Origin of the sequence: Streptomyces sp. CBMA29, from assembly GCF_014596445.1 — a bacterium.
Classification (GTDB): Bacteria; Actinomycetota; Actinomycetes; order Streptomycetales; family Streptomycetaceae; genus Actinacidiphila.
In genome coordinates this window covers 90331-97073 of record NZ_MECL01000009.1, presented here as the reverse complement: position 1 = coordinate 97073, position 6743 = coordinate 90331, and the positions used below count along the sequence as shown (strand labels likewise).

At 72.6% G+C, this 6743-nt stretch carries 4 protein-coding genes and 1 pseudogene; 4 read left to right on the top strand and 1 reads right to left on the bottom strand.

Annotated elements, in window-relative coordinates; translation table 11 throughout:
• Positions 1-224: 224 nt before the first annotated feature.
• Positions 225-299: pseudogene (locus tag BGM09_RS39110) on the top strand (LuxR C-terminal-related transcriptional regulator); the annotation flags it as partial.
• Positions 300-318: 19 nt separating this feature from the next.
• Here BGM09_RS39110 and BGM09_RS02265 read toward each other — a convergent pair.
• Positions 319-3255, bottom strand: coding sequence for a BTAD domain-containing putative transcriptional regulator (locus BGM09_RS02265; RefSeq protein WP_188279652.1), 2937 nt, complete (start codon positions 3253-3255; stop codon positions 319-321).
• A gap of 310 nt (positions 3256-3565) precedes the next feature.
• Between BGM09_RS02265 and BGM09_RS02260 the strand changes: the two genes are divergently transcribed.
• Genes BGM09_RS02260 through BGM09_RS02250 form a run of 3 tightly spaced genes read left to right on the top strand, consistent with a single transcriptional unit; the run spans position 3566 to position 6688 of the window.
• A complete protein-coding gene (locus BGM09_RS02260; RefSeq protein WP_188279651.1) occupies positions 3566-4816 on the top strand; it encodes an ROK family transcriptional regulator in 1251 nt (416 codons plus the stop codon).
• On the top strand, positions 4813-5778 hold the full coding sequence (locus tag BGM09_RS02255; RefSeq protein ID WP_188279650.1) for a carbohydrate ABC transporter permease: 966 nt from the start codon (positions 4813-4815) through the stop codon (positions 5776-5778). The genes BGM09_RS02260 and BGM09_RS02255 overlap by 4 nt, the downstream gene beginning before the upstream one ends.
• Complete coding sequence (locus tag BGM09_RS02250) at positions 5771-6688, top strand: carbohydrate ABC transporter permease (protein ID WP_188279649.1); 918 nt, start codon at positions 5771-5773, stop codon at positions 6686-6688. The genes BGM09_RS02255 and BGM09_RS02250 overlap by 8 nt, the downstream gene beginning before the upstream one ends.
• The last annotated feature ends 55 nt before the right edge of the window (positions 6689-6743 follow it).

Below are 6743 nucleotides of genomic sequence, written 5' to 3'. Positions count from 1 at the left end.
CCCCCCCCCCCCCCGCCCCCCCCCCCCCGCCCCCCCCCCCCCCCCCCCCCCCCCCCCCCCCCCCCCCCCCCCCCCCCCCCCCCCCCCCCCCCCCCCACCCCCCCCCCCCCCCCCCCCCCCCCCCCCCCCGCCGCCCCCCCGGCCCCCCCCCCCTTCCCCTCCCCGACGCTCTTCCGATCTCCGCGGTCACCGCCCCGGCCCTGTCCCGCCGTCAGCACGAAGTGATGGCCCTGGTCTCCCGCGGCGCGCGCAACGCCGAGATCGCCGCGCGCCTGCACGTGAGCGAGAAGACCGTGAAGAACCACATCAACCGGATCTTCAGGTCGCTGGGTGCCGAGAGCCGGGTCGAGGCGGTGCTGATCTGGCAGCGGGGACAGCGCGGACCGTGGGACGGTACCGACCGGCGCGCGGTCCTGGCTGCTCGGCCGGAGCTTCCCGCGGTCCCGCGTCCAGCGCACGCAGGAACTCCGTGACGTCGCCGACCTCCTCCGCGCCCAGCTCCTTCAGGCGCAGCAGCGCCCGGTCCGCGAGGGCGCGCGCGGAGTCCGGTTCCGCCCTGGCCCGCTTCACCTTCGCGAGACCGAACAGCGTCAGCGCCTCGTGGTAGTGGTCGCCGCTCGACTCGCACAGCGTCAACGCCTCCTGGAAGTACCGCAGCGCCTTCTCGTCGTGGGCGAGCCCGTACTCGGCGCCGCCCAGATTGATCAGGATGTTGGCCTCCAGCAGGACGTTCCCGCAGCGCCGTGACACCGCGAGGCCAAAGGTGCCGTACCAGAGCGAGTCCTCGAACTCGCCCAGCTCGGCGTGGAGTTCGCACAGCACGTCCAGACAGCCCGCCTCGTAGTACTCGTGGCCGCTGTGGCGGGCCAGGTCCAGGGCCTGGCTGGCGTAGGACAGCGCGGCCCGGTACTCCTTGGCCTCGCGGAGCGTGGACGCCAGATTCCCCAGCAGGCTGGTGCGCAGGACGTCGTCGCCCAGATCCTCCAACAGCCGCAGACCGCGCCGCTGTTCGTGCACCGCCGCTTCGTTGTCGCCCAACCGGGAGTAGGCCACGCCCAGATGGTTGAGCAGCACCGCCTGGGCGCGCCGGTCCTCGACCATCTCGGTACTGCGCACCCCGAGCCGCAGCACCTCGACCCAGTCCTTGGTCTGCCCGGCCGCGTAGAAGTAGTCGAAGAGCAGATAGGCCAGCTGCCACGCCTCGTCGTGGCAGCCGATGCGCTGCGCCGTGCGCAGGAGCGGGGAGATGTTGTCCCACTCCTGTACGCACCAGGTCACCAACTCCTTCTGGTCCGCGAAGCGCAGCGGCGCGTGCGGGGCCACCGGGTCGAGGGTGAAAGGGAGTTTGACCGCGTTGGACTTGTAGTCCTGCGTGAGGGTCCGCACATACCAGTGGAGCACCCTGCGCAGCGCTCCCTTGCGGGACTCGGCGCTCTCGCCGTCGCCGGAGACCTCCTCGGCGTAGATACGGGTCAGGTCGTGCATCCAGTAGCCGTTGCCGGTGGTCTCCATCAGGTGCTGCGCGGCGAGATTGCGCAGCGCGGCGGCGGCCACCGGCGCCGGGACGTCCAGCAGCGCGGTGGCCGCCTCCGCGCGGATGCTCACCCCGGGGAACAGCCCCAGCGTGCGGAAGGCGTGCGCCGCCCGCGCGTCCAGCCGGGCGTAGGACCAGGAGAGCACGCCGCGCACCGAGTACAGCTCGTCGTCCGGGATCTGGAGCGCGTCGAGCCGGTACCGCACATCCTCCAACTCGGCCGCCAGGTCGGCGATCCGCACCTGGGACGACCCGGAGGTCACCTGCTCCGAGGCGATCCGCAGGGCCAGCGGCAGGCGGTCGCACAGCTCGGCCAGCCGCCGGGCCGCGGGCAGTTCGGCGCCGACCCGCGCGTCGCCGATCGAGGTGCGCAGCATGCTCAGCGACTCGTCGGCGGTGAGCGGGGACAGCGTCTCGCGGTGTGCCGAGTACCGCACCGCGAGGCCGCTGAGCCGGTTGCGGCTGGTCACGATGACGAACGAGGGGCCGTCGCCCGGCAGCAGGTCCTCGACCTGGTCGGCTGACTCGGCGTTGTCCAGCACGATGAGCAGGCGCTTGTCCCGGACGATGCTGCGCCACAGCGCGACCCGTTCCTCCTGGTCGGTCGGGACCGTCCCCGCGTGCGAGGAGGCGAGCAGGTGGTGCAGGGCGTCGGCGGGGGAGCGGGCCGGGCGCTTGGGGTCGAAGCCGCGCAGGTTCACATACAACTGGCCGTCCGGGTACGCGTCGGCCAGCAGGTGGGCGCACCGCACCGCCAGCGCGGTCTTGCCCACGCCCCCGACCCCGACGACCATCACGATCCGCGGCGGCGCGGCCTCGCCGCCGCTGCCGGGTGCGGCGTCCCGCGCCGCGTCCAGCACCCGGCGTACCGCGTCCTCCCGGCCGATGAAGTCGGCGACCTCGCGCGGCAGTTGCGCGGGGCGCACCGGTGCCGCGGCCGGAGCGGGGGCGGCGGGCGTGGTGTCCGCAGCGGCGCTGTCGGCCAGCAACGACGCGTACAGCGACCGCAGTTCGGCCGAGGGGTCGATGCCCAGATCCTCGGCGAGGAGCTTGCGCAGGTCGTGATAGCGGGCGAGCGCGTCAGCGGTCCTGCCGCTGCGGCTCAGAGCCGTGATCAGCAGGGCGCGCAACCGCTCGTCGTAGGGATGGTCGGCCACGTGGAGCGCCAGCCGGTCGGCCGCGGCGGCGGGTTGAGCCAGTTCCAGGAGCAGTTCGGCGTGCTCGACGACCAGCCGTAACCGAAGGTCGGCCGCCCAGGTGCGGTGCTCCGCGCCGAACGGCCCCGGCAGACCGCCGAGCGCCGTGCCCGAGCGCCACAGGGCCAGCGCCTCCTCGTAGACGGTGACCGCGGCGGCCGGTTCCCGCCCGGCGGTCAGGGACCTGGCCCGCGCCGCCAGCCGCTCGACCACCGTGACGTCGAGGCCGGCCGGGTCGAGCAGCAGCGAGTAGCCCGCCGCCGAACTGGTCAGCGGCTCACCGAGACCGTCCAGCGCCCGGCGCAGACCGGACACGTAGGTGTGCAGGCTGCCGACCGCGGTGGTCGGGGGCGACTCGCCCCACACCCCGTCGATCAGACGGTCGCGCGAGACGACCGCGTTGCCGCTCAGCGCGAGGACGGCGAAGACCGCGCGCTGCTTCGGCGGGCCGAGAGCGAGTTCCCGTCCCGCCGCGTACGCGCGCAGCGGCCCGAGCGTCTCAACCCTCAGACGACCGTTGTCCATCACGGAACTCCCAGGAGGCGGTGCCCCGGCCCCGCACGGCACGCGCGCGGTTCCACGACTGCGATTCACGTCGTGGCTTCCTCCGCGTCGCGTCGTCGCAACCGCACTATAGGCCGCGGCAACACCGTCCGACAGTCCGCACTTCAGCAGCACTGACGCCCCAGGCGTCCCACCGGTCGCGCCGGTGCGCGGGCCGCGGCGGACGCGCGCCGAGCAGTGGCCGAAACGTGATGGAAACGGGGGGTTGACGTGGTCGTGAGGCCGCCTTAACGTTCAGGCAGTTTATTTATCCAGTAAAGAAAGAGTGCGAATGAACGGGTCGTCGGGCGAGGATCTCACCAGCACCGCGGTGCTGGCACTGCTGGGCAGGGCAGGGCCGATGTCGCGTGCGGCGCTCGCGCGGGACCTGGGGATGAGTCCGGCGACGCTGACCCAGGTGACGCGGCGGCTGCTGACGCAAGGAGTGATCGAGGAGCTCGACCGGCAGGAGCCCTCCCGGGGCGGCCGCCGCGGTCGGCTGATCGGTCTGGTCGGCAGCGCCGGCCGGGCGCTGGGCGTCAAGGTGGCCGTCGACCATGTCGCGCTGGTCGACATGCGGCTGGACGGACGGGTCACGGAGACCATGACGGTCCCCTTCGACGCCACGGCGCTGGAGGCGGTGCCCGCGATCGCCGAACTCCTGCGTCCGTTCACCGAGTCCGCGCGGGGTGTGCCGCCGCTGCTGGGGATAGGAGTGGGCGTGCCAGGCACCGTCGACCGCCCTGACAGCGGGGTCGTGGACGCGGCGATGCTGAACTGGGAGAACGTGCCGCTCGGCACCATGCTCGGCGCCTCTTTGGGGCTCGCCGTCCTGGTGGAGAACGACGTCAACGCCCTGGGCAGCGGTGAGCGCCTGTACGGGCGGGGACGCAGCCTCAACGACTTCCTGGTGGTCACCATCGGCCGTGGCATCGGCCTGGCCGTCGTCGCGGGCGGGCACGTCTACCGGGGCGCCCACGGAGGCGCCGGAGACTTCGGCCACGTCCCGGCCGATCCGGACGGACCGCCCTGCACCTGCGGGAACCGCGGCTGCCTGGAAGCCCTGATCAGCGATGACGTCCTGCTCCGTACGGCACGCGCGGCAGGCGTCCTCGGCGAGGACGCCACGCCCGCCGACCTCGCGGACCTCGCGAACGGCTCGGACGCCTCAGCGGGCTCTGACGGCGCCGATGACCGTACGGCGACGGCGCGTCGCATCCTGCGCGAGGCCGGACAGCTCCTGGGCCGTCAACTGGCCGGACTCGCCACGCTCCTGGACCCGCGGGAGATCGTGGTCATGGGGGAGGGGACCCGCTCCTGGCCCTGGTGGGAGCCGGGCGTCCGGGAGGCGTTCGAACGCCACGCCCCCCGCCGCGCCCGGGAACTGGCGATCACCGTCGAGCCGTACACGGACACCATCTGGGCGCAGGGCGCCGCCGCCCTGGTGCTCGCCGCGTCCCTGGACGGCGGCGTCGGCAGCGTCGATCCGCGCCGACGGATCCACGGGCTCGGCGGCGCGGCGGTCGAAAGGAGCGCGAGATGACCATCGGCCCCCTTTCCGTACGCCCCGGCCGGGGCCCGGTGTCCGCCCCGACGGCCGTCCCGGTGTCCGTTCCGGCCGCCGCCGCCCGACGGCGGAAGTGGCGCAACCGCGGCGCGGTGCTGTTCTTCCTGGCGCCGAGCGCCGTCCCGCTGCTGCTGTTCACCTTCGCGCCGATGGTCTCCTCGCTGTGGATCAGCCTCCACTCCTGGGATCTGATCTCCCCGATGCGCTGGGTCGGGTTCGCGAACTACACCCACCTGCTGGGCGACGGCGACACCCGGGTCGCGTTCGCGCACACCGTGTACTTCATCGCCGGCTACCTCCCGCTGGTGTACGTGGGCGGCCTGGTCCTGGCGCTCGCCCTCAACCGCCGGATGCGGGGCCGCAGCGTCCTGCGGTCGGTCTACTTCCTGCCGGTCATCACCAGCTGGGTGATGGTCTCGCTGACCTGGAAGTGGATCCTCAGCCCCGACGGGGGACTGCTCAACCGGGTCCTCGGCGGCGTGGGCCTGCCCACCCCCGACTGGTGGGCCTCACCGACCTGGGCGCTGCCTTCGGTGATCCTCGCCTCGGCGTGGAAGGACCTCGGCTTCGTCATGGTCATCCTGCTGGCAGGGCTCCAGGCGATCCCCCAGGAGCTGTACGAAGCGGCCACCATCGACGGAGCGAACGCCTGGCAGCGGTTCCGGCGCATCACGCTGCCGCTGCTCTCGCCCTCCACCTACTTCGTCGTCCTCATCTCCCTGATCAACGGCTTCCAGGTGTTCGACCAGGTCTTCGTGATGACCGGCGGCGGCCCCGCCGGGTCCTCGCGCACCGTCGTCGAGGAGGTCTACGACCTGTCCTTCCGGTACGGGCAGGTCGGCAGCGGCTCGGCCCTGTCCTGGCTGCTCTTCGCCGTGATGATGGCCGTCACCGCGGTCATGACCCGAGTCCAGCGGCGGTGGGTGACCCATGCCTGAACTGACCACGACCCCCGCCCGACAGCCCGCGCCCGCGGCGGACCTCCCCCGCGTCCCGCCGTCCCGTACCGCGGACCGGGGCCCGCGTACGAGCAGCCGCCGGCGGCTGCGCGCCGCCGCCGTCACCACGCTGGTCGTCCTCGGGGCGGCCGGAATGCTCTTCCCGTTCCTGTGGGTGCTGATCACCTCGCTGCAACCGCACGGCAGCGGCATCTCCGCCCCCTCCCTGATACCCGACACCGTCAGCGGGGACGGCTACCGCAGCCTCTTCCGCGCGATGCCCTTCACCCGGGTCGCCGTCAACAGCCTCTGCCTGGCCCTGGTCTCGACCGTCGTGCAGCTGATCACCAGCTCCATGGCCGCGTACGCCTTCTCCCGGCTGCGCTTTCGCGGCAGGGGCCTGGTCTTCGCCCTCTACCTCGCCACCATGATGATCCCGCTCCAGGTCCTGATCGTCCCGCTCTTCGCGGAGATGAAGGCCCTGAACCTGGTCGACACCTACTTCGCCCTGCTCGCCCCGACCCTCGCCTCGGGCTTCGGCGTCTTCCTGCTGCGCCAGGCCATGGACGCCGTGCCCCGGGAACTGGACGAGGCGGCCAGGCTGGACGGCGCGGGCCACCTGCGGATCTTCGGCTCGGTGGTGCTGCCGCTGGTACGCCCGTCGCTCGCGACCTTCTCCGTCTTCGCCTTCATGGCCAGCTGGAACAGCCTCCTGTGGCCGCTGGTCATCATCCGCTCGCCGGAGTTCAAGACCCTCCCGCTGGCACTGGCCAACCTCCAGGGCCAGTTCGGCACCCAGTGGAACGTGGTGATGGCCGGATCGGTCCTCAGCACCCTCCCGATCATGGCCATCTACCTCTTCGCCCAGAAGCACGTGGTCCAGAGCGTCGCCCAGTCGGGCCTGAAGTAGCCGGGCGGCCCGAGCGGCCCCGCCCCCCCGGCGCACCTCCCGAACACCCTTCGAA

Bases quoted from the DNA above. Each gene is read 5' to 3' on its own strand.
- BGM09_RS02255 (WP_188279650.1), top strand. From the start codon at position 4,813: ATGACCATCGGCCCCCTTTCCGTACGCCCCGGCCGGGGCCCGGTGTCC.
- BGM09_RS02260 (WP_188279651.1), top strand. From the start codon at position 3,566: ATGAACGGGTCGTCGGGCGAGGATCTCACCAGCACCGCGGTGCTGGCA.
- BGM09_RS02265 (WP_188279652.1), bottom strand. From the start codon at position 3,255: ATGGACAACGGTCGTCTGAGGGTTGAGACGCTCGGGCCGCTGCGCGCG.
- BGM09_RS02250 (WP_188279649.1), top strand. From the start codon at position 5,771: ATGCCTGAACTGACCACGACCCCCGCCCGACAGCCCGCGCCCGCGGCG.